This is a genomic window from Frigoribacterium sp. CFBP9030, assembly GCF_034045195.1.
In the GTDB taxonomy this organism is placed as follows: domain Bacteria; phylum Actinomycetota; class Actinomycetes; order Actinomycetales; family Microbacteriaceae; genus Frigoribacterium.
The window spans coordinates 12,528-31,520 of sequence record NZ_JAXCWG010000012.1; the positions used below are offsets into that span (position 1 = coordinate 12,528).

An 18,993-nucleotide genomic window follows, 5' to 3' on the forward strand; every position below is an offset into this window, starting at 1 on the left:
TCGTGTCCATCTCGTGGCGTCGTGGGGGCGGCGGGTCAGCGGGCGGCGGGGGCCTTCGAGCGGAGGCGCGCCACGATGAAGAGCACGGCGCCCGCGGCGAGCAGGATGCCTCCGAAGAGCCAGACCTGCCCGCTCTGCTGCGTCAGCAGCAGCACGCACGAGGCCACGCCCAGCACCGGCACGGCCGTCCACACCCGGAAGTGCTCGTGCTCGACCCGGTCGCGACGCAGCACGAGCACCGCCACGTTCGTGCTGATAAAGACGAAGAGCAGCAGCAGCACGACGGTCTCGGCCAGCGTGCCGATGTCGCCGATCAGCGTCAGCCCCATCGCCACGGCCGTCGTCACGAGGATCGCCGCCCACGGCGTCTTGCGGCGGGGCAGCACGGCGCCGAGCGCGCGGGGCAGCAGACCCTGCTCCGCCATTCCGAACGTGACGCGGCTCGCCATGATCATCGTCAGCAGCGCGCCGTTCGCGACAGCCACCAGGGCGATCAGGCTGAAGACCCACTCGGGGATCCCGGCGCCCGAGGCCGAGACGACGGCGAGCAGCGGTCCGGTCGAGTCGGACAGCTCCGACGCGGGCAGGGCGATCGAGCTCGCGAGCCCGACGAGCACGTAGACGACGCCGGCCGTGATCAGCGAGGCGAAGAGGGCGCGAGGGTAGACGCGCGACGGATCACGCACCTCCTCGGCGATGTTGGCGCTCGTCTCGAAGCCGACGAACGAGTAGTACGCGATGATCGCGGCGCCGAGAGTCGCGATGGCGGGGTTCGCGTCGACGGGGAACTCGCCGATCCGGCCGACGTCGCCGCCCCCGCCGCCGAGCATCATCGCCACGACGGCGATCACGACGACGAGACCGGACACCTCGATCACCGTCATGATCACGTTGCCCTTGAGCGACTCGCTGATGCCCCGTGCGTTCAGGCACGCCACCAGGGCGAGGAACGCGATGGCCGTCGGCACGGCCGGCAGGTCGACGAACGTGCCGAGGTAGTCGCCCGCGAAGGCCAGCGACAGACCGGCCGCGCTCGTCACCCCGGCGGCCAGCATGCTGAACCCGACCAGGAACGAGATGACCGGCTGACGGAAGGCGCGCTCGGCGAAGATCGCCGCGCCTCCTGCCTTCGGGTACTTCGTGACCAGCTCGGCGTACGAGCCCGCCGTCAACAGTGCCAGCAGCAGCGCGAGCAGCAACGGCGCCCAGAGCGCCCCGCCGACCTCGGCCGACAGCGTGCCCATCAGCGCGTAGATGCCCGCACCGAGCACGTCGCCGAGGATGAACAGGTACAGCAGCGGCCCGGTGATCGCCTGCTTGAGCTTCGACGGCGAGCTGTCGGACGCCGCGGGGGCGCTGTCGGGGGCGGGGGTGCTCATGGGTCTCCTCGAGGTCGGGTGCCTCGGACAGTCAATGCGGAAACGGCCGAGGAGGCGCGGTCCGCCCCATGAGGCCGCGAGGGGTTGACAACGGGGGCGGGCTTCCGGTCTCGGGTCCGCTCCGGAGTCGGAGTCGGAGTCGGAGCCGGAGCCGGAGCCGGAGCCGGGGCCAGACGCGGGTACCCTCGGCGGGGCGCGTATCGGCGCGCGATCGAGGGACGACGAGGAGGCGCGGTGACAGACGACCCGGCATCCCACTCCGGCGACGGCCACGGCTCGCGACCCGCCGCCACCCGGCCCCTTCACCTGCGGTGGAGCTCGCTCGGCCTGGTCGCGCTCGGCGGCATGGTGGGGACCGCGCTGCGCGAGGGGCTGGCGCTGACGTTCGCCGCGCCTCCCGGGGGGTTCCCGGTCGCGATCCTCGTCATCAACCTCGTCGGCTCGTTCGCGCTGGGTCTGCTGCTCGAGTCGCTGGTGCGCCGGGGATCGGACGAGGGGCGGCGTCGGACGGCGCGGCTGCTCGTGGGGACGGGGCTGATCGGCGGCTTCACCACGTACAGCGCCTTCGCGGTCGACGTCGGACTGCTCGGATCGGGGGGCGGCCTCGTGATGGCCCTCGCCTACGCCGTGTCGTCGGTGGTGCTCGGGACTCTCGCCGCCGGGGCCGGCATCGCCCTGGCTGGACGACTGCACCGACGCGACGACCGACGTGGCGACCGGCGCGACGACCGGCGTGGCGACCGACGTGGCGACCGGCGCGTGGACCGCCGCCCGCCCGGACACGGGCAGGGAGGCACGGCATGACCGGCCCGCTCGTCTTCGTCGCCATCGCGCTCGCGGGCGGGGTGGGTGCGGCGCTGCGCCTCGTCGTCGACGGGATCGTGCGGTCGGCGATCGCGGCGCGGACGCGAGTCGACTCGGCGCCGCGACGGCTGCCGCTCGGCACCGCGCTGATCAACGTGACGGGGTCGTTCGCGCTCGGGCTGCTGACCGGGCTGGCGTCCACCGGCGGGATCTCGCACGAGGTGCTGCTCGTCGCGGGCGGCGGACTGATCGGCGGGTACACGACGTTCAGCACGGCGAGCGTCGAGACCGCGCGACTGCTCGCGGACGGGCGTCGCGGCGCCGGCGCGCTGAACGTCGTCGGCGTGCTGGTGCTGTCGGTCGGAGCCGCGGTGCTCGGGGTGGCGATCGGGGGCTGAGCCTCGAGCAGAGCGGCAGGTCGGGCTGCGGCTGGGGTTGAGGCGCGGGCTGCGGCGTGGGCCAGGGCGTGGGCTGGGGTCGGGGTCGGGGTCGGGGCCGGGTCCGGGACCGCGGGCGTGCGCTCAGCGGCGATCGACGGGGTAGACCTCGGCGGCCGCGCGGTCGAACGAGAACCAGACGGGGTGCCCGACGCGGTCGTCGAGCTCGGCGGCCCGCCTCGGGCTGAGGTCGGCCGACAGCAGCGCGCCCCGCAGCCGGACGACGTCGCCCCGCGGTTCGAGGTCGAGCAGCTCGCCCCGGACGTATTCTCGCGAGGCGTCGTCGGGCCGATCGAACGACACGGTGACCAGGGCAGGAGGCACGGCGAACGACACGGCGCCTCCTTCGGTCATGAGGCGGTCGGCTCCCGAGCCGGTGCCGACGCCGAGGCGCGTGTCGGCGTCGACCCGCACCGCGCCCCGGTCGACGACCCCGGTGACCAGGTTCACGCCGGCGAGCCGCGCAGCGAAGCGCGTGCGCGGACGGTCGAAGACCTCGGTCGGCGTCCCCTCGTCGACGATGCGACCGCCCTCGACGAGGACGACGCGATCCGCGAGCGTGTAGGCGTCGAGCGCGTCGTGCGTGACGATCACCACGGTGCGATCGGCGAGCACGCGCCGCAGGGTCCGACGCAGGGCGGGCGTGACGACCACGTCGAGCGCCGCCAGGGGCTCGTCGAGCAGCAGGACGCCCGGCTCCGACGCGAGCGCCCGGGCGATGGCGACCCGCTGAGCCTGACCGCCCGACAGCTCGGCCGGATTCCGGCCCGCGAGATCGAGCACCCCGACCTCGTCGAGCCGGCGCCGGGCCGCGCGGCGTGCCTCGTCGGCGGGGCGCCCTGCGCTGCGCGGGCCGAACGCCACGTTCTCGAGCACGGTCAGATGCGGGAAGAGCAGCGGCTCCTGCGCCAGGAGCGAGACGCCGCGGAGGTGCGGTGCGAGCCACGACGACGCGTCGCCCCGGTCACGACCCGCCTCGGCGAGCACGGCGTCGTCGAGGGTGATCCGACCCGCATCGGGTCGCACGAGCCCGGCGACGGCGCCGAGCAGCGTCGACTTGCCCGCGCCGTTCGGGCCGAGCACGGCCACCGTCTCGCCCGGCGCGACGACGAGGTGGAGGTCGACGTCGCGCTCGTCGACCCGGAGGGTCACGTCGAGACGACGCGCAGGCGCGGTGGGCGGGGAGGAGCGCAGCGGAACGCGATCCGCTCGCAGGCCGCCGTCGGCACGGTCGGGAGCGTCCGTCGACGGGCGGTCCGGGGGCGCCGCCCCGCGGGTGGGCGCGAACCCGCCGACCCGATGCGCGACCGCGACGATCACGACGGCGACGACGACCAGTACGAGCGAGAGGGCGACGGCCGTGTCGGGGTCGGTCTCGCGCTGCAGGTAGATCTCGAGCGGGAGGGTGCGGGTCGTGCCCTGCAGGCTGCCGGCGAAGGTCAGCGTCGCGCCGAACTCTCCGAGGGCCCGGGCGAACGACAGCACGGCGCCAGAGATGACCGCGGGCAGCACGAGAGGCAGCGTGACGCGGCGCAGCACGGTCGTCGGTCGGGCGCCGAGTGTCGCGGCCACGACCTCGTACCGCGTGCCGACGGTGCGCAGGGCGCCCTCGAGACTGAGTACGAGGAACGGCAGGGCGACGAAGGTCTGCGCCAGGACGACCGCCGTCGTCGAGAACGCGATCTCGACGCCGAGCACGTCGAGCACCCCGCCGAGCAGCCCTCGCCGGCCGAACGTGTAGAGCAGCGCGATGCCGCCCACCACGGGTGGGAGGACGAGCGGCAGCAGCACGAGCGCGCGCAGCAGCTGCTGCCCGCGGAATCGCGCCCGTGCCAGCACGACGGCCATCGGCACGCCGAAGACGACGCAGAGGGCGGTCGCGGCGACGGAGGTGCGGAGGCTGAGGAGGAGCGCCGACAGCGACGACTCCGATGTGACGAGCGGGATGAAGCGGGGCCAGTCCACCCGCAGCACCATCGCCGCGAGGGGCAGCACCACGAATGCCGCGCCCAAGGCGGCTGCGATCAGCACACCCCCCGGGATGCCGAGGGCGGGTGCGCGGCCGACGGGCCCGCGCCTCGTCACGGCGACCCGAATCCGGCCGCCGAGAGCACCGCTCGGCCGTCGGGACCGGCCACGTAGTCGACGAACGCCTGCGCCGCATCCGACTCACGGGAGTCGGTGAGCGCCACGATCGGGTACGTGTTGACGGCCTCGGTCGACTCGTCGAAGGGGACGCCCTCGACGGCGTCGCCCGCGGCGGCGATGTCGGTCACGTAGACCAGCCCCGCGTCGGCTTCGCCCGACGTGACCTTGCCGAGCACGTCGGTGACGGAGGACTCCTCGCTGACCGGGGTCAGCGCGACCCCCGCCGCCTCCGTGACGGTGGTCGTCGCCGCGCCGCAGGGCACGGCGGGGGCGCAGACGACGACCTTCAGATCGGGGTCGGCGAGATCGGCGAGGTCGCGCACGCCGGCGGGATCACCCGGAGGCACGGCGATCTCGAGCATGTTCGTCGCGAAGTCGACCGGGTCGCCGTCCGCGAGGCCCGCGTCGACCACCGTGCTCATGTTCTTCGCATCGGCCGAGGCGAAGACGTCGGCGGGCGCCCCCTCGACGATCTGCGTGGCGAGATCGGACGAGCCCGCGAGGTTCAGGTCGACCGACACCCCCGGATGCGCGGCCTCGAAGTCGGCGGCCAGGTCGGTGAACGAGCCCGTGAGCGATGCGGCGGCGAAGACCGTCACGCTGCCCGACAGCTCGTCGCCGCCCGACGAGTCCGACGCCGAGGTCGCATCGCCGCCGGATGCCCCGCACGCGGTCAGCGCGAGAAGCGTCAGCGCGACGGTGCCGAGCACGCCGGTGCGGCGGGTGCGGAGACTGCGCCCCGAGCGAACGGGACCGCCGGCACTCCGGGCCGCGGGGGTGCTCATGCGCCCACCGGTCGCTGAGGCGTCTCGACGATCACGGTCGTGGCCTTCACCACGGCGACGGCCACCGAGCCGAGCTCGAGACCGAGTTCGCGCACCGCCTCGCTGCTCATCAACGAGACGACGCGATGCGGGCCGCACTGGATCTCGACCTGCGCCATGACGGTGTCCATCACGATGTCGGTCACGAGCCCGACGAAGCGGTTGCGCGCCGATCGACCGATGCCCGAGGGGTCGTCGGGCAGCACGGCGTTCTCACGCGCGAGTCGAGCCAGGGCGAGCCCGTCGACGACGGTGCGCGACGAGGCGTCGCGCTCGCCGACGAGGGTGCCGTCGGCGATCCACCGGCGGACGGTGTCGTCGCTGACGCCGAGGAAGAGCGCGGCGTCTCGGATCCGTATCTGAGCCATGGAGGCCAGCATAAGTCCGCATCTGCGTCGAAGTGAAGCTGACCAGCCCTCGTGTGCGTCTCGGAATGCGTACCGGAAGCACCCCGAGTCGTTGGTCAGAAGATGCCCTCTGGGGCGGCGGGAAGGGCGCGAAGCGACCACCGTGCGCCGATTCGCGGCAAGGCCCCGCGTCGAGTGGTCGGAAGATGTCCTTCCCTCGGCTGGGAAGAGCATCTTCCGACCACTCGATCGGCAGGGGTGAGTGCCTACGACACGCGCTCGGCGAAGACGACGCGGTTGTCGTCGTAGTGCCCGACGCTCCGGTCGAAGAATCCGCCGCAGGTGATGAGGCGCAGCGAGTCGTCGGCGGTCGCGCCGAAGACCCTGGCCGTGGGGAAGTCCGCCTTGGCGAAGTCCTCGACCTCGGTCACGGCGTAGCGGGCGGGCGTGCCGTCGGCGTCGAGCACCTCGACCTCGTCGCCCACCACGACCTCCGACAGTCGCGCGAACACCGCCGGCCCCGTGGTCGAGTCGACGTGCGCCGCGATGACGGTCGGTCCCCTCCCGCCGGGTCGACCGCCTCCGGTGAACCAGCCCACGTCGTCGAAGTCCGTCGGGACCTCCATCCGTCCGTCGGCGGCGATGCCGAGGTCGATGAGGGGCTCGTCCAGCTCGATCGACGGAACCGACACCCTGATCGGGGCGACCCCGTCGGCGATCGCCGGCGGCGCCGCCGGGGTCGGTGCGGCCGTTGGAGCGGAGGACCCGGCAGGAGGCGCGCTCGGCTCCGCCGTCGGACCCGACCCCGTCGGGGCGGTGACCTCCGTCGGGGTGGCCGGCGCGCCTCCTGAACCGGGCGCACCTCCTGAACCGGGCGCGCAGCCGGTCAGCACGAGGGCGACCACCGCGGCGGCCGAGACGACCAGGGGCGCGGCCGCCCGACGGGTGCGCCGCTCACGCAGCGCACCCGTCGTGTGGCGACCGCGGGAGATCAGGACTCCTGGCGGCGGTGACGACGCGCGACGAGCACGCCGGCGGCACCGAGCAGTCCGAGGGCGCCGAACGCGCCGGCGCCGATCAGGGCCGAGTCGCCGGTGGAGGCGTTCGCCGCGCCTCCTGCACCCGTGTCGACACCGCCGACCGGCACCTGGGTCAGCTGGCCGCGGACGACGCCCGCCGCGAAGTCGGCCGTGTGCGAGTCGCCCGTGAAGCCGGCGGGGTTCGCCTCGATCTGCGCGAGCGTGAAGCCCTCGCCGGTGTCGGCGCCCGCATCGCTCGTCACGCCCGTGGTGAACGGGCCCTGCATGCAGCCGCTGCTGGTGCGCTCGCCCGAGCCGTCGTCGACGGGGTTCGGGAACGCGATGCGCGGCGGGCCGGACTTGCCCGCGGCGGCCTCGTGGATGTGCGTCGCGGTCTTGGCCGGGCTCATGTAGTCGCCCGTCACGCCCGAGAGCGTGATGTCGTAGCAGATGATGTTCTGATCGCTGTTGATGCGGAAGTCGAAGGTGCCGGTGGCGCCCTCCTGGCCGGGCGTCGCCACACCGTCGTTGTTGATCACCTGGTCGGGCGTGGCCATCACCGTGAAGGCGCTGGTGAAGCTCGAGGGCTCGGCGACCTCGGTCTCGGCGCTCGCCGGAGCGGCGGCGAACAGGGTGAGGGCGGCCGCGGCAGCGCCTCCGATGGTCAGGGTGCGGACGGAACGGTTCATCTTCGACATGCTTCCTCTGCCTCTCGCGGGGCGTGATCCGGTCGGACGACGCTTGTGGAGGGGCTTACGACGGCGAGATGCGGATCGTTCACGCGCGCGTCGATTTTCTTCGCGGGGGCGGGGGCGGTGGCGGCGTCGGGGGCGGCGGCGGCGGCGACCGGGCGGTGGGCGCGGTCGAAGACCAGCACCAGGGCGACTCCGGAGGCGCACAGCACGAACCCGACGATCGTCCAGCCGGTCAGCGGCTCGCCGAACATCGCCGTGCCCGCGAGGGCCGTCGTCGGTGCGACCAGGAAGAGCAGCGCGTTCAGCGCCGTGATGCCGACCCGGCGCAGCAGCCACCAGTAGAGGCTGTAGGCGACGAGGCTCGGCAGGGCCGCCGACAGCAGGGCTGCCAGCCAGAACTGCGGGTCGGCCGGCGGCACGAGTGCGCCCGTCGCGACGGCGAGGACGATCAGGGCGGCCGCGCCGACGGAGACGTGGATGGTCATGATCGTGAGCACGGGGAGGCGCGCCTCCGACCGGCGCGCGACGAACGTCCCGACGATGAGGCACGCCATGGCCAGTGCGGGCAGCAGATACGCCGCCGCGGGGGCCGTCGAGCCGCCGAGCTGCGAGCCGACGACGGCCGCCACGCCGACCGCGCCGAGCGCCAGGCCCGCCCACTGGGCCCCCCGCACGCGCAGACCGAGCAGCGGCCCGACGAGCGTCGCGACCACGAGCGGCTGCACGGCGTCGATCAGCGCCGTGGTGCCGGTGGCGATGCCCGAGCCGACGGCGGCGTAGACGAAGGCGCAGTAGCCGAACTGGGCGAAGAGGCCGATCACGGCCTGTCGGCGCAGCTCGACGCGGGGGACCCCGCGGAAGGCGCCGGTCGCGGACGCCACGGCGAGCAGCACGACCGCCAGTGGAGCGAACCGCCAGACGAGCAGGGTCGCCGCGGGCACGTCGGCGGTGGCGATCTTGGCGATGACGAATCCGGAGCTCCACGAGGCGACGAACGCGAGGGAGGCCAGCACGGTGACGACCGCACCGAGTATACCGATCTGTTTACTCATGCCGTCGACTATACAGATCGGTAGACTGAGTGGGTGACCGAATCCGGAACGACCTCGCGCCTCCTGCTCGCCGACCCGCCCGCCGGGCTGCCCCCGCTGCCCGAGTTGACGCCCGGAGCCCGCCGCGTGCTGGACGCCGCCTCCCGCCTCTTCTACGAACGCGGCATCCACGCTGTCGGCGTCGACACGATCGCCGCCGAGGCCGGCGTCACGAAGAAGACCCTGTACGACCGCTTCGGATCGAAGGAGGCGCTGGTCGTCTCGTACCTGCGGCATCGCGACGAGAGATGGCGCGAGCACATCGCCGCGCAGCTCGCCCTCGTGCCCGAGCCCGGCGTCGACCGGGTGCTGGCCGTCTTCGACGCCACGATCCTCTGGGTGCCCGACAACGACCGCAAGGGCTGCAGCGCGATCAACGCCCGCGCCGAGATGGGGGTCGGGGGCGGCGAGAGCGACATCGAGCTCGCCCTGCCCGAGGTGGTGCGGCAGAAGGCGTGGATGCTCGAGCTGTTCGTCGCCCTGTGCCGCGAGGCGGGGGTGCGCGACGCCGAGGGTACGGCGCGGCTGCTCATGCTGCTGCACGAGGGCGGACTCGTCACCCTCGGCATGCGGACCTTCGCTTCGCCGTTCGCCGTGGCGCGGGCGGCGGCTGCCGACGTGCTCGCGGCGCGGGTCTGAGCGCTGCGCGCGCCCTGGGGCCGGGGCGCCCGGGCTGCACGGTGGGCGGAAGCGGCCCTTCGTGGGGCGCGGAGGGGCGTCTTCTGGCCGACGTGGGCCGTGGGGGTCGGGGGCGTCGTGCACGGTGGGCGGAAGCGGCCCCTCGTCGCGTGCCGAGGGGCGTCTTCTGACCAACGTGGGCCGTGGGGGCCGGGGGTGTCGTGCAGGGTGGGCGGAAGCGGCCCTTCGTGGGGCGCGGAGGGGCATCTTCTGACCGACGTCGGCGGGTGAGGTCAAACCCTGCCCGGGGCGCAGCGGCTCAGCCGAGGACGACCGTCAGGGGCGCTGCGACGATGAACGAGACGGGCGGGACGAGGCAGACGCCGCCGATGATGCCGAGTGTCCTGCCGAAGCGCCCGGCGAGCGATCCGGCGAGGATCGCGAGCACGATGCTCGCAGGCAGCAGCACCCCGAGCGCCAGCCAGGCGACGTGCGCGACCGGGCTGTCCCAACCGAGCCAGGCGGTCTCGGATACGGCGGTCACCAGGCAGAGCACGAGGGCGGCGATCGAGAGGAGTCGACCCCGCGCCGTCCCCTCGAGCGAGGCCGGGCTGGCGACGATCGGCTCACGCGACGGGAGCGCGGCGGCCTCGGCTTCGGCCCGTGCCAGCTCCTCGCGATCGATGTCGTCCATGGCGCGAATCTACCGCCGTCGACGGCTCGATTCGGCGATGTGAACGGAAGCTCACCAGTACTGGGGTGTCGTGCTCAGCCGGTGGCGTGCTGGCCGGGCGACTTCGTCGGGCGAGGCCGGGGGTGGCCTGCAGGGTGGGCGGAAGTGGCCCCTCGTGGGGTGCGGAGGGGCGTCTTCTGACCGACGTGGGCGGTGGGGGCTGGGGGTGGCGCGCAGGGTGGGCGGAAGCGGCCCTTCGTGGCGCGCGGAGGGGCGTTTTCTGACCGACGTGGAGCTGCGGGCGGGGCGGAGGAGGTGCGGGTCAGGTCGCGCGGGAGCCGAGCTCGGCGAGCAGGGTCGCGTGGTCGGCGCTCGACAGTCCGCTCGGCCGCGTGTCGGGGTCGGGCTGTCGAGACCTCCAGTCGAGGGCGTCGCGCAGGGTCTCGACGAGGAGGCGCGGCTCCAGCCCCAGAGACCGCGCCCGGACGGTCGACCGCGCGTTCATGCCGTGCCAGGCGCGGTCGGCGATCCAGAGCGGCATCGACCGCGGCCCCGCCCACTGGCCCACGCCCTGAGCCAGCAGCCACTCGGCCGGAGCCCGCACGATCGACGCATCGCTCGCCGCGGCCCGGCGTGCGGCCTCGAGATGCTCGTCGAACGAGACGACCTCGCCCAGCGCGTTCGCCACCCCGTTCGCGCCCTGCTCGACGCAGCGCACGAGCCAGTCGGCGAGATCGCGCACGTCGAGCACCGCCGTGGGGAGGTCGGGTGCCTCCGGCGCGAGCACGATGCCGGGCTCGCCGGGCTCGCCGAGATCCCTGGCCTCGCCCTGCTCGCCGCGTTTGCGACGCTCGGCGGGCTCGCGACGCTCGGCGGGGGCCCCGGGTGCCGAGGAGGCGCGGGCCGGGTGCGCGAACCGCCAGACCCAGTGGTCGGTGCGGCCGGTCGGGTCGCCGGGGCCGCCGATCAGACCCGGGCGCACGATCAGCGACCGGTCGGGGCCGAAGGAGCCGAGGACGGCGTCTTCGCAGGCGGCCTTCGCGGGGCCGTAGTCGTCGGGGCCGTCCATCAGGTCGGCGGCGAGCGGCTCGACGCGCTCGGCCGTCTCGTCGGCGCCGAGTTCGGCGTCCGAAGCGTAGACGCTGGTCGTCGACACGAAGAGGTACCGGTCGGCGACCGGCTCGAGGGCGCGGACCGCTCGGCGCACATGACCGGGCTCGCGGGCGACGTCGATGACGGCGTCCCAGCGAGCGGCGGCCCCGGCGGCCCCGACGTCCCCAGCGGCACCGATGAGGGCGGCACCGACGAGGGCGTCGTCGCGGTCGCGGTCGGCACGCACGAGCGTCGCGCCGTCGGGCACGTCTGTGCCGCGGGCGAGGCACGTCACCTCGTGACCGGCGCCGATCGCTGTCGACGCGATGTGGCGGCCGAGCCACGCGGTGCCGCCGAGCACGAGGATCCTCATGCCCAGAGAGTGTCAGCCGAGGTCGTCAGGAGGCGCGGGGTTCGCTCTGAGCACACCGCGCGACGATGCACCGTCCGTTTCACTTCGCGGGGTCGGCGGGGTCGGCGGGGTCGGCCGGGTCGTCCCCGGTGGCGAGGAGCAGGTCCATGCGCAGCTCCCGCTCGCGTACGGACGACTGCAGGGCCTGGATCACCCAGAGCAGCGTGCGGACGAGCAGGACCCCGAGGACGACGGCGAACCCGAGGACGACGACGTAGGTGAGCAGGACGACGATGGAGTACGTGCCGATCGAGTTCATCATGCGTCGAGCCTACGAGCCTCGACGACTGCGCACTTCGCCTGCGCGGGGGAGCTGTGGACGGTGCGGGTCAGCCGGGGGTCGATGCGCTGTGGGCGGGGGCGGTCACGGCGGCGGCCTCGGCCTCGACGAGGGTGTGGCGCCGGGCGGTGGCGAGACGGTCGAGTGCGAGCGACCCCGCCCCGACGGCGATGCCCATCGCGGCGATGATCCAGCGCGGCCGGTCGATGCCCGCCCGCACGAGGGAGACGTGCAGGCGTTCGTCGAGCGCCTCGGTGGTGCGTGCGAGAGCGAGGACGACCCCTGCTGCCCCGGCCGCGCCTCCGGCGGCGATCTTCGGGTCGGAGAACGGCTCGCGAGTCAGTCCGCTGGCCATGCTCGCGCCCGCCAGCCCGGCGAGGGCCGCGTGGTACGCGACGCGGACGGCGGGCCCCGAGGAGGCGGGCCTCACGAAGCAGAGACCGACGCACCCGAGCACGACGCCCAGCTGCACCACCCGGTCGCGGCGCTCGGCTCGGCCGAAGAGGTCGTCGACGCCGTCGAGGTCGATGGTCGCGGGGCTGCTGTCGTCGCGGGCACGATCGGTCATCGCCTCACTCTGCCAGGTCGACGCCCGCCCGGGAAGCACGAACCCGCCGAGCCCCGTGGCGGGAGTCGGCGGGTTCGAGTCGTCGGTGGGTTCGAGTCACCGGCGGGCGTCAGCCGCGGGGGCGTCAGCCGCGGGGGCGTCCGCTCAGCAGTCGGCCTTGGTAAAGGCGAGTGCGAGCTCGTCGCCGCCCTCGACCTCGTAGGTGTACTTCATGCCGATGTCGCGGTCGAGGATGTCGCGGGTGGCCTCGGTGCCGCACAGCTGGGGGAGCACGGACTCCGAGAGGAGGTCCTCCGTGACGTTCTCGACTCCCTCGCCGGCCAGCGTGTAGTGGTAGTGGATCGCGTCGGACTCGGCGGTGATGTCGTCGAGCACCGTGACCTGGTCGATCTGCTGCGGCAGGTCGTACTGCCCCTTCGCCTCTTCCACGCTCTCGGCGATGACGTCCTCCTTGGAGTCGCCGGAGAACGCCTGGAACGCCATGCGCACTCCGAACGAGACGATCACGGCGACGACGATCGCCACCGCCGCCCCGATGATCCGATTGCGTGTCGATGCCTGAACGGCCATGTCTTCCCCCTGATCGCGCCGTCTCCGGCGACGTCTCAGCCGACAGGCCCGTGTGATCTCAGGCCCCGTCGGCGCCGGACCATCCGGCTGAGGGAGCCCCGCGACCCGACGTCGGTAGAACCCCCTGTCCGCACCCTAGCCAGTTCGCGAACGCCCGGGTGCGCGCGGAGGGTGCGCGCGCCTCCCCAACTCGGGGGTCAGTCTTCGGTGTCGCCGGCGTTCTCGGGTTCGGTCTTCGTCTCGTCCATGCGATCGCGGAGGTGGTCGGCCATGGCGCCGGCGCCCTCGTGCCCGTGGTCCTGCTCGACCTGCTCGATCAGCCCGCTGAGCTTCTCGTCGTTGGTCGCTTCGGTGGCGCCGTCCATGACGGGCTCGGTCTGCTTCTTCTCGGTCATGGCTCGACGCTACGCCGTGGCCCGCAGGAGGCGCGCAGGAGTCCGCATCCCGCGGCCGGTGTTTCGCAGCCTCCAGCCGGTACTCTCCTCCCATGAAGCGCACAGCAGACTCATCGTCCTCGTCTTCCGACTGCCATAGTCCGGGCGCCCGGAAGACCCCGGGCACCACCCGGTCGATCGTCATCACGACCCGATGAACGGCGACCTCGTCCTCAACATCGTCCTGGTCGTCGTCTTCGTCCTCGTCGGAGGTGTGTTCGCGGCCACCGAGATGGCCCTGGTCACGCTGCGCGAGAGCCAGGTCAACGCCATCGCCGCCCGTGGCAAGCGCGGCGAGAAGGTCGCGGGTCTGGCCCGCGATCCGAACATGTTCCTCGCCGCCGTGCAGATCGGCGTCACGGTCGCCGGCTTCGCATCGGCCGCCTACGGCGCATCCTCGATCGCGCCCTCGGTCACGCCCGTCCTGGTCTCGTGGGGGCTCGGCGAGCAGGCCGCCGCCACCGTGGCCACCATCGGCCTCACGCTGATCATCGCCTACCTCTCTCTCGTGCTCGGCGAGCTGGCCCCGAAGCGCCTGGCCATCCAGCGCAACGCGTCGTTCGCGTACGCCGTCGCCCCCGTGCTCGCGGTCTTCGCGGTGCTCATGCGCCCGGTGATCTGGCTGCTGTCGATCTCGACCAACCTCGTCGTCCGGATGCTGGGCGGCGATCCGCACAAGACGGGCGAGGAGATGACGGAGGAGGAGCTCCGCGACATCGTCTCGAGCCACGAGGGTCTGCCCGACGACGAACGGCGGATCCTCGACGACGTGCTCTCGCTGCGTCATCGTCAGCTCAGCCAGGTCATGCGCCCGCGCCCCGAGGTCACGGCCGTCGACGGCACGGGCACGGTCAGCGACGCCGCCACCGAGGTGCACGACCGCCCGTACTCGCGGTACCCCGTCATCGACCGGTCGATCGACGACATCATCGGGTTCGTGCACGTGCGCGACCTCTTCGAGGCCATCACGAAGGACCCGAGCACGCCCGTGCGCGACATCGTGCGCGACATCTCGTATCTGCCGGCCACGGCGCGCGTGCTGCCCACCCTGACCTCGATGCGGGCGGGCGGTCACCACATCGCCGTCATCATCGACGAGTACGGCGGAACCGACGGCATCGTCACGCTGGAGGACCTGGTCGAGGAGGTCGTCGGCGAGATCTTCGACGAGTACGACACCGAGTCGGCGGCGGAGGACCTCGACGCCGGCGGCGGCACGGTCGACGGTCGGCTGAACTTCCAGGACTTCGAGGAGGCCACGGGCATCCACCTGCCCGACAGCGCCTCCGACACGGTCGCCGGGTTCGTCATCGAGAGCCTGGGTCGTCTGGCCCGGGTGGGCGACGTCGTCGAGATCGACGGCGCGCGCCTGCAGGTGACGGTGATGGACCGCCGACGCATCTCCGAGCTGCTGGTCATCCCCGACGAGATCGAGGGCGAGGGCGACGTCGAGCACATCGAGCTGGCGGGCGCCCCGAGGACGGCCACGGCTTCGGCCGCGGCCACGTCTTCGTCCGCCGCTTCGTCCGCTGACGATGAAGCGGATCGGGGTCGGGCCGTCTGACCCGTCACGCCCCACGCCCCTCCTGACGATCGTCGATCGGAACGGCCCCGCCCCCGCCGGGGCCGTTCTGCTGCTCGGGAGGGTCGTCACCGGCGGTCGCCGTCGAGTCGAGTGCGACGCGACCGCGTTCCATCTGTCGCCAGGACCCGCCGAGCAGGGGGGTCAGCGTCGCGAGTGTGTACGCGACGGCGATCACGCCGAAGGCCACGGCGAGTCCGACGGTGTCGGCGGCGACCCCGCCGAGGAGGGCCCCGAACGGCACGCCGGCCCATGCCCCCGCGTTGATGAGGCCGAAGACACGACCCCGCAGGTGCTCGGGAACCCGTTCGAGCTGGACGGCGCCGAGGATGGGATTGATCGATCCGGCGGCGAGCCCCGCGATGGCCGTCGCCGCCACGAGGACCGGCAGCGGTGCGCCGAGGGCGAAGGCCGTGCTGGGCGGCCCGCCGGCGAGGGTGAAGCAGATCGTGAGGGTGACGCGACGTGGCATGCGGTGGGCGACGAACCCGAAGCCCACGTTGCCGATCAGGGCGCAGCCGCCCATGACGGCGACGAGCAGGCCCAACGAGGCCGCGCCTCCGAGGCGGTCGTTCGCGTAGAGGGGCAGCAGCGACGACCCTCGCGCGGCGTCCAGCAGGTTCGTGAACAGCACGAGCCCGACGATCAGGCGCATGAGCCGGTCTCGCATCACGAAGCGGAACCCATCGGCGAGATCGGACCAGTAGGAGGCGCGGGTCGAGTCGTCATCGCCGTCGCCTCGCGGCGCGGTCGCCGACGGCGTCGCGGGGACGAAGGCGCCGGTGAGCCCGGCCGAGAGGGCGAACGTCGCCGCCGTGACGAACAGGGCGGAGATCGGCCCGACCGTGGCGACGAGCAGCCCGGCGGCGGAAGCGCCGATGAGTTTCGCGAAGCGCTCGGAGCCGTCGAGCAGACCCACGCTCTGCTCGAGCCGGACGCCTGCGCGGTCGGTCAGGCGGGGCAGCATCACCCGGCGGGCCGTCTGGCCGGGGGTGTCGAGCAGACCCCCGGCGAAGACGAGGAGGAGGAGCGCCCAGAACGGGAGGCCGAGGGTGAGGGCGAGGACGGGCATCGCGAGGACTGCGGCGCCGCTGACGAGGTCGGCCACGATCGCCGCCCTGCGGTGGCCGACCCGATCGACGACCACCCCGCCGAGTGCTCCGCCGACGACCACCGGCGCCGTGGCGGAGAACGCTGCGATGCCGACCTCGACGCCTGAACCGCCGAGGCCGAGCACGTAGAAGGGGACCGCGAAGGCCGTGATCACGTTGCCGGTCTGCGACACCGCGTGAGCGCTCAGCAGGGCGGTCAAGGCGCCGATCGCCCGGCGGTCTCGTGGGCCGCGCGTCGTCGGGGCCTTCTCGGGCGCCTCCTCGCGCCCCGATGCGCGCGACACCTCAGGGCCGCCGGTAGGCCTGGTAGACGAGCACGACCGACTCCGCGCCGCCGCCGTCGCCGTCGTCGTCGGGGTCGCGGGTCGCGCTCGCCGCGACCCAGCGCTCGACGAGAGCCTCGAGCTCGCCCCGCAGGGTGGCCAGCTCGTCGACGGTGAGTCGCAGGCTGCGATCACCGCTCGCCGCGGCCGCGACCCACTCGCGGGGCAGGCCCGGTGCCGCATCGATGTAATCCGTGTAGCGGTTCGCGTAGGCGTGCGCGATCGACTTCTGCAGGGCCGACGAGGCGGCGAGGGCGGCGGGGTCGTCGAGCAGCTCGGCGGGCTCCCACGAGGTCAGCATCGTGGTCGCCTGCCACCAGCGCTCGCGCTGATCCGTGTTCGGGGGCGCCGCGGGCTCGATGAGATCGATCGACGCCAGCTTGCCGAGGTGGTAGCTGATCGTGCCCGGCGCCTCGTCGACGAGGTCGCCGAGGAGGGCGGCGGTCTGCGGGCCGCGCTCGCGGAGGAGGCCGAGGAGGCGCAGCCGCGTCGGATGCGCCATCACGCGCATCGAGGCGGCCGAGGTGAGTGTCGACCGGGGGGTCTCGCGAGGGGTCATACGACGACGATAGAACCCACAAGGGGTGTTGCGCAAGAACTCTTGTGCATCACTCTCGAAGAGCATTGCCGGTGGCGGGATCGGTGTCGACCCGCGCCTCCTCGGGTCAGAGCAGGAGGGAGGCCGCCGCCGCGCTGAGTGCGATCGCGAGGATGGGCAGCCCCACCGCGACCGCGACGACGACGACCGCGCCGAGGGTCGCCAGGACGGCCGACCCGAGTCCGAGCGCGGCGGCCCCGGCGAGCGTGTCTCGCGACACCGTGTCGCCCCGGGCCACGGTCTCGGGCTCGGATCCGTCGGGCGACCGGAAGAGCGCCCGCGCGTCGGTCAGTCCGTCGTCGGTCGGCGGTTCCACGCCGCCCCCCGGTTCCACGACGCCCCCCGGGTCCGTGCCGTCGTGACGCATCACGACGGGTGTCGTGCGGTCCACTCGACGAAGGGGGCGACGGCGTCGTCGGCGCGGCCCTTCTCGGCGCGGAGCGTCCGCTCGTCGAGGGGCTTCGCGTACTCGTCGTAGAACGTGTCGAGGGTCATCAGGCGGTTGCCGTCCTCGTAGTGCTCGCCCTCCTCCTCCCGGCTCACCGCGTAGATCACGCGGTCTGGCTGCGCGTAGTACAGCGCTCCGAGGCACATCGGGCACGGGTAGGCCGTGACGTAGGCGTCGATGCCGCGCAGGTCGGTGAGCCCCTGCTCGGCCGCGAGACGGATCGCTCGGATCTCGGCGTGCGCCGTCGGATCGCCGGTCTGCGCCACGTGGTTGGTCGCCTCGACGACGACCTCGCCGTCGCGCACCAGCAGGCAGGCGAACGGCTTGCCGCCCTCCGCGACGTTCTCGCGGGCGCGCTGCACGCTGAGGGCGGTGAAGGTGTCATCTCGATCGGTCATGACATCGAGAGTGCTCCCGGTCGACGCGGTGGCGCTCAGACTGCCCGGGGCTCGGCCTTCCGGACGGCGATGAACCGCGTTCGCGAAGATGAACCGCGTTCTATCGGAGTTCATCTTCGCGAACGCGGTTCTTGGCGCGGCGGGAGGCGGGAGGCGCGGCGAGCGGCAGGAGGCGCGGGTCGCGTCAGAGGGACCGCAGGCTCCACAGGCCGCGGACGGCCCCGTAGGGCTTCAACAGCGGGACCTCGCCGAGGCGGTGCTCGCGAGCTCGAACGAGCCTCCGGGCGAGATCCGGTCGCTGCTTCCGGAGATGAGCGCGCGCCTTCTCGGCGTGCAGGGAGTTCGAGGCGATCTTGACGACGTCGAACTCCTCGATGAGCGGGATCGCGTGCTCGATGTTCTGCCACGTCGTCGTGCTCGTCCGGTCGAGCAGCACGGGGCCGTCGTAGCCGAGCACGCCGCGCAGGTGACGGAGCAGGAGGTCCGCCTCGGCGATCTCGCCCCCGACGGCCCCGCCGCAGAGCACGATGACGGACTCGTCGCGATCGCTGTCGATCGAGCGGAGCGCGACGCGGAGTCGATACCGGTTGATGTAGTTGGCGCGCCGGCCGCGGTTCCGGTACCCGAGGACGATGATCGCCTCACGACCGCCGCGTGGTGCGACGTCGCCGAGCCGCCTCCCGCTCGACCGCGCGTGCACCCACTCCGACCAGCCCAGCGTGCCGACGAGGATCACCCCGGCCGCCGCGACGGCCCACCTCATTCGCGTGGCGCCGTCGTGCCGGGCTCGTCGGACGGCCGCAGAGCGCGGCGGACCGCCCTGTAGCCGAAGAAGAGACCGAGCACCACCATGGGCAGCCCCGCCCAGGGGGTGTCGAGCGTCAGGACGAGAGTCAGACCCACGGTGCCGAACACGATCGCGAGGGCGACGTCGTTCGAGTCCGACTCGTCCTCGCCGTCGTCGGCGGGCGTGCCGCTCTCGGGGTCGGACACGGGGCGCTCCTCGGGCTCGTCCATGAGTCGACGCTACTTCGCCGACCGGCCCCGCGCCTCCTTCGGGCGACGGATGGAGCGGGACCGGCCCCGCGCCTCCTTCGGGCGACGGATGGAGCGGATCGAGGCAGCGGGCCGGGTTGCACGG

At 73.1% G+C, this 18,993-nt stretch carries 23 protein-coding genes and 1 pseudogene; 4 read left to right on the forward strand and 20 right to left on the reverse strand.

From position 1 onward, the window contains the following. Positions 1-35: 35 nt before the first annotated feature. Positions 36-1,379 (reverse strand): APC family permease, encoded by a 1,344-nt coding sequence (locus SOM13_RS12285; protein ID WP_320479868.1) that lies wholly within the window; start codon positions 1,377-1,379, stop codon positions 36-38. A gap of 234 nt (positions 1,380-1,613) precedes the next feature. Here SOM13_RS12285 and SOM13_RS12290 point away from each other — a divergent pair, with 234 nt between their 5' ends. Both SOM13_RS12290 and SOM13_RS12295 read left to right on the forward strand, forming a co-directional pair. Further along, positions 1,614-2,183, forward strand: coding sequence for a CrcB family protein (locus SOM13_RS12290; protein WP_320479869.1), 570 nt, complete (start codon positions 1,614-1,616; stop codon positions 2,181-2,183). After that, positions 2,180-2,581 (forward strand): fluoride efflux transporter FluC, encoded by a 402-nt coding sequence (locus tag SOM13_RS12295; protein WP_320477539.1) that lies wholly within the window; start codon positions 2,180-2,182, stop codon positions 2,579-2,581. The genes SOM13_RS12290 and SOM13_RS12295 overlap by 4 nt, the downstream gene beginning before the upstream one ends. 123 nt (positions 2,582-2,704) lie before the next feature. Here the strand turns inward: SOM13_RS12295 and SOM13_RS12300 are convergent, their stop codons facing one another. From SOM13_RS12300 to SOM13_RS12330, 7 genes and pseudogenes are all read right to left on the reverse strand, one after another. Continuing rightward, positions 2,705-3,940 (reverse strand): ABC transporter ATP-binding protein, encoded by a 1,236-nt coding sequence (locus SOM13_RS12300; RefSeq protein ID WP_320479936.1) that lies wholly within the window; start codon positions 3,938-3,940, stop codon positions 2,705-2,707. Continuing rightward, positions 3,920-4,663, reverse strand: a pseudogene (locus SOM13_RS12305) (ABC transporter permease); the annotation flags it as partial. The pseudogene SOM13_RS12305 and the gene SOM13_RS12300, both read right to left, overlap by 21 nt. Before the next feature lie 38 nt (positions 4,664-4,701). Beyond that, positions 4,702-5,553 carry a molybdate ABC transporter substrate-binding protein gene (gene modA / locus SOM13_RS12310; protein WP_320479870.1) on the reverse strand — a complete coding sequence of 284 codons (852 nt, stop codon included), beginning with the start codon at positions 5,551-5,553 and terminating at the stop codon, positions 4,702-4,704. Then, positions 5,550-5,960, reverse strand: a complete 411-nt coding sequence (locus SOM13_RS12315) for a TOBE domain-containing protein (protein ID WP_320479871.1) — start codon at positions 5,958-5,960, stop codon at positions 5,550-5,552. The genes modA and SOM13_RS12315 overlap by 4 nt, the downstream gene beginning before the upstream one ends. A 245-nt stretch (positions 5,961-6,205) precedes the next feature. Then, on the reverse strand, positions 6,206-6,844 hold the full coding sequence (locus SOM13_RS12320) for a class F sortase (RefSeq protein ID WP_320479872.1): 639 nt from the start codon (positions 6,842-6,844) through the stop codon (positions 6,206-6,208). Positions 6,845-6,930: 86 nt separating this feature from the next. Further along, positions 6,931-7,647: a CHRD domain-containing protein gene (locus SOM13_RS12325; protein WP_320479873.1), complete on the reverse strand. Its 717-nt coding sequence runs from the start codon at positions 7,645-7,647 to the stop codon at positions 6,931-6,933. Next, positions 7,644-8,705 carry a DMT family transporter gene (locus SOM13_RS12330; RefSeq protein ID WP_320479874.1) on the reverse strand — a complete coding sequence of 354 codons (1,062 nt, stop codon included), beginning with the start codon at positions 8,703-8,705 and terminating at the stop codon, positions 7,644-7,646. Before SOM13_RS12330 ends, SOM13_RS12325 begins: the two co-directional genes overlap by 4 nt. Positions 8,706-8,738: 33 nt before the next feature. On the opposite strand from SOM13_RS12330, the gene SOM13_RS12335 reads away from it, so the two are divergent. Continuing rightward, positions 8,739-9,383 (forward strand): TetR/AcrR family transcriptional regulator, encoded by a 645-nt coding sequence (locus SOM13_RS12335; RefSeq protein ID WP_320479875.1) that lies wholly within the window; start codon positions 8,739-8,741, stop codon positions 9,381-9,383. A 298-nt stretch (positions 9,384-9,681) separates the two neighbouring features. Here SOM13_RS12335 and SOM13_RS12340 read toward each other — a convergent pair whose 3' ends face one another. From SOM13_RS12340 to SOM13_RS12365, 6 genes are all read right to left on the reverse strand, one after another. Beyond that, positions 9,682-10,056: a hypothetical protein gene (locus SOM13_RS12340; RefSeq protein ID WP_320479876.1), complete on the reverse strand. Its 375-nt coding sequence runs from the start codon at positions 10,054-10,056 to the stop codon at positions 9,682-9,684. A gap of 301 nt (positions 10,057-10,357) precedes the next feature. Further along, positions 10,358-11,500 (reverse strand): NAD-dependent epimerase/dehydratase family protein, encoded by a 1,143-nt coding sequence (locus tag SOM13_RS12345; protein ID WP_320479877.1) that lies wholly within the window; start codon positions 11,498-11,500, stop codon positions 10,358-10,360. A 79-nt stretch (positions 11,501-11,579) separates the two neighbouring features. Beyond that, positions 11,580-11,801 carry a hypothetical protein gene (locus tag SOM13_RS12350; protein WP_320479878.1) on the reverse strand — a complete coding sequence of 74 codons (222 nt, stop codon included), beginning with the start codon at positions 11,799-11,801 and terminating at the stop codon, positions 11,580-11,582. A 67-nt stretch (positions 11,802-11,868) separates the two neighbouring features. Further along, positions 11,869-12,387, reverse strand: coding sequence for a hypothetical protein (locus tag SOM13_RS12355; RefSeq protein ID WP_192061389.1), 519 nt, complete (start codon positions 12,385-12,387; stop codon positions 11,869-11,871). Between the two features lie 144 nt (positions 12,388-12,531). Next, positions 12,532-12,957: a hypothetical protein gene (locus tag SOM13_RS12360; protein WP_192061390.1), complete on the reverse strand. Its 426-nt coding sequence runs from the start codon at positions 12,955-12,957 to the stop codon at positions 12,532-12,534. 197 nt (positions 12,958-13,154) lie between these two features. Next, complete coding sequence (locus SOM13_RS12365) at positions 13,155-13,352, reverse strand: hypothetical protein (protein ID WP_192061391.1); 198 nt, start codon at positions 13,350-13,352, stop codon at positions 13,155-13,157. A 193-nt stretch (positions 13,353-13,545) separates the two neighbouring features. Between SOM13_RS12365 and SOM13_RS12370 the strand changes: the two genes are divergently transcribed. Further along, positions 13,546-14,955 (forward strand): hemolysin family protein, encoded by a 1,410-nt coding sequence (locus SOM13_RS12370; RefSeq protein ID WP_320479879.1) that lies wholly within the window; start codon positions 13,546-13,548, stop codon positions 14,953-14,955. Between the two features lie 4 nt (positions 14,956-14,959). Here SOM13_RS12370 and SOM13_RS12375 read toward each other — a convergent pair whose 3' ends face one another. The 6 genes from SOM13_RS12375 to SOM13_RS12400 form a co-directional block, all read right to left on the reverse strand. After that, the gene (locus SOM13_RS12375) at positions 14,960-16,285 is read right to left on the reverse strand and encodes an MFS transporter (protein WP_320479880.1); all 1,326 of its coding nucleotides are present in this window, start codon (positions 16,283-16,285) and stop codon (positions 14,960-14,962) included. 85 nt (positions 16,286-16,370) lie between these two features. Then, positions 16,371-16,967 carry a helix-turn-helix domain-containing protein gene (locus SOM13_RS12380; protein WP_320479881.1) on the reverse strand — a complete coding sequence of 199 codons (597 nt, stop codon included), beginning with the start codon at positions 16,965-16,967 and terminating at the stop codon, positions 16,371-16,373. A 106-nt stretch (positions 16,968-17,073) separates the two neighbouring features. Continuing rightward, the gene (locus SOM13_RS12385; protein ID WP_320479882.1) at positions 17,074-17,322 is read right to left on the reverse strand and encodes a hypothetical protein; all 249 of its coding nucleotides are present in this window, start codon (positions 17,320-17,322) and stop codon (positions 17,074-17,076) included. Positions 17,323-17,372: 50 nt separating this feature from the next. Beyond that, the gene (locus tag SOM13_RS12390) at positions 17,373-17,852 is read right to left on the reverse strand and encodes a nucleoside deaminase (RefSeq protein WP_320479883.1); all 480 of its coding nucleotides are present in this window, start codon (positions 17,850-17,852) and stop codon (positions 17,373-17,375) included. A gap of 184 nt (positions 17,853-18,036) precedes the next feature. Continuing rightward, on the reverse strand, positions 18,037-18,615 hold the full coding sequence (locus SOM13_RS12395; protein ID WP_320479884.1) for a YdcF family protein: 579 nt from the start codon (positions 18,613-18,615) through the stop codon (positions 18,037-18,039). Continuing rightward, positions 18,612-18,869 (reverse strand): hypothetical protein, encoded by a 258-nt coding sequence (locus tag SOM13_RS12400; RefSeq protein WP_320479885.1) that lies wholly within the window; start codon positions 18,867-18,869, stop codon positions 18,612-18,614. Before SOM13_RS12400 ends, SOM13_RS12395 begins: the two co-directional genes overlap by 4 nt. Positions 18,870-18,993: the final 124 nt, after the last annotated feature.